This is a genomic window from Tolypothrix sp. FACHB-123 (assembly GCF_014697075.1).
In the GTDB taxonomy this organism is placed as follows: Bacteria; Cyanobacteriota; Cyanobacteriia; order Cyanobacteriales; family Nostocaceae; genus Aulosira.
The window spans coordinates 1-2,611 of the sequence record NZ_JACJRE010000148.1; the positions used below are offsets into that span (position 1 = coordinate 1).

The following is a 2,611-nucleotide window of genomic DNA, read 5'->3' on the forward strand; positions in this document are numbered from 1 at the left end:
ATTTAGTCGAAGAAACTTCCAAATATAATAAAGAATAGGAAGTGGTTCGCGATAATCTATCGCGAACCACTCTTTCTTTTCCACATCCCGTGAAAAGTCAGAATCTTGCTTCGGGCTAAAACAGCAGCAACAGCTAATAAATCTGAATTGAGTAAAGAATATTTTGTAAACTATAACCAACTTAAAGCAATAGCAGAAAAAGATTTTCAAGCATTAATAGCAGAAAAAGAATACCACATCAGTAGATTAGAAACTATGATAACTACGACACTTGAACGTCCTAGTTTTTATGTTGAAACTTATACTAATCAAGGTGATACTATAATGCCAGAAGGTTCTAAAAAACAATCTAACTTCAACTTGCAAGGCGCTCAATTTGGGGGCGGTTTAGTCAATGCCGATACAGTAGATGCTGAACAAATCGGTGGTGATATCACAAACTATGGTCAACAACAGCAGAAGGTAGCACAAGCAGAAACTAACAATTCTGCGGTCAAAACTATTTTAATTCTGGCATCCAATCCTAAGAACACTTCACAATTGCGATTGGATGAAGAGATACGAGAAATAGACGCTGGATTACAACGAGCTAAAAAACGGGAACTATTCGACATCAAGCAACGCTGGGCTGTACGTGTTCAGGACGTTTACCAAGCACTATTAGACTTCAAACCCCAAATTGTCCATTTTAGCGGTCATGGTTCAGGGGATGATGGTTTAGCCCTGGAGGATGAAGCAGGAAATTTGAAATTAGTGGACACAGTAGCCTTGGCTAAACTCTTTGAGTTATTCTCCACCACAATTGAGTGTGTTGTTCTCAACGCCTGTTACTCGGAAGTGCAAGCAAGTGCGATCGCAAAACATATTCCTTATGTAATTGGAATGAATAAGGAAATTGGCGATAAAGCAGCAGTCAAATTTGCAACAGGGTTTTACAATGCTCTTGGGGCTGGAGAAGGAGTTGAATTTGCTTATAAACTGGGGTGCAGCGTTATTCAACTAGATGGAATTCCAGAACATTTAACTCCCGTACTCATCAAGAAACAGTGATTTGCTTTCTTAAGAAAGACAACCAATAACACCAAAATTCACCTATGCCAGAGTCAGAAGACCAGAAAGAAGTCTCCAATACTGACTTACGCAACTCCCAATTTGGCGGCGGGTTGATTAATGCTGAGAACGTTAATGCTGGGCGTATAGGCGGCGATATCTTAAATTTTTTCTTTGGGCAGCAGACAACAACACCAATAGGCAACCCTGCTCGACCAAAGAACGAGCGGATATTACTAGCCACAGTCAAGGAAGAAGTTACAGCGCGGTTAAGGCAATCTCTACACAATGCCGTGCTGATTAATTTGGGGATGGAATCACAACCCCAGCAGGTAAAACGCCCTTGGGATGCAGATATAAGAATTGGCTTAAAGCCTGCTGAACCTCTCCCAAACACCACAACAATTTTGCAAGTTTTTGACTCCCAAGAAATTGCAGGTAAACTTTTAATTTTAGGTAATCCGGGTTCTGGGAAAACGACTACCCAATTAGAACTGGCTCAAGAATTAATTAAACGTGCCCAAGAACAGCCTGAATATCCAGTTCCAGTTTTATTCAACTTGTCCTCGTGGAAAGATGACCGACAATCTATAACTGATTGGTTGGTGGCAGAACTCAAATCTAAATATGGTGTCTCAAAAAAGCTTGGTCAAGAGTGGGTAAACAATCACCAATTACTACCAATGCTTGATGGTTTGGATGAACTTGAACCACAGCGCCAAGAACTTTGTGTTAATGCAATCAATCAGTTTTTAGCTAGTGAAACTAGACCGCTTTATCTCGTTGTTTGTAGTCGGAGTGAAGAATATAGTAACTACGCTTCTCAATTACAACTAAATGGGGCTATTTACTTACAGCCTTTAACCAACAATCAAATTTTTGATTATCTAAATTCGATAAATTATATAGAACTTTGGTCAACCATCAGTAGCGACTTAGACTTACTAGAGTTAGTTAAAACTCCTTTACTAATTAGTATAACTGTTTTATCATCTCAAGAAATATCTGTTGAAGAATGGCAGCTTTTGAACTCTACAGCAGACCGGATTCAGTATTTGTTAGATGCCTATGTAGGGCGGATGTTGACACGGGATATTAACAGTAGGGCATATTTTAAGACCAAACCTCCGAATACTAGAAAAACGCGAATGTGGCTTGTTTGGTTAGCTCATCAAATGCAGTTAGAATCGAAAACGGAGTTTTTGATTGAAGAAATGCAGCCAGCATTTTTAAATTATAAATTTAAAATACTTAAATATAGGTTGATTTTTGGGCTGATTATAGGGCTTTTTGGGCTGATTATAGGACTGATTTTAGGGCTTAATTCTGGACTTAATTCTGGGCTTTTTGGACTGATTTTAGGGTTTGTTTATCAAAAAATAGAGCCAATAGAAAGAATAACTTTTAACAACATCAACAAAAACCTACTTAATTATGTACTGTCTTTATGGCTGTTATTTGGGGAAGAGCTGGCGAAGCTGTCACCAAGTGCAAACTAAACAGTTTAGTTTAAAAACCAAGCGTAACCATAGAGGTTTATCTTTATTCAAGGCGATTTATT

General features: G+C 38.5%; 2 protein-coding genes. Both read left to right on the plus strand.

Features of this window, described 5'->3' with window-relative positions; genetic code table 11:
• Positions 1 to 105 precede the first annotated feature (105 nt).
• Positions 106 to 1,050, plus strand: a complete 945-nt coding sequence (locus H6G41_RS34370) for a CHAT domain-containing protein (RefSeq protein ID WP_242038160.1) — start codon at positions 106 to 108, stop codon at positions 1,048 to 1,050.
• A gap of 44 nt (positions 1,051 to 1,094) precedes the next feature.
• Positions 1,095 to 2,549 (plus strand): NACHT domain-containing NTPase, encoded by a 1,455-nt coding sequence (locus H6G41_RS34375; protein ID WP_190752855.1) that lies wholly within the window; start codon positions 1,095 to 1,097, stop codon positions 2,547 to 2,549.
• Positions 2,550 to 2,611 lie beyond the last annotated feature (62 nt).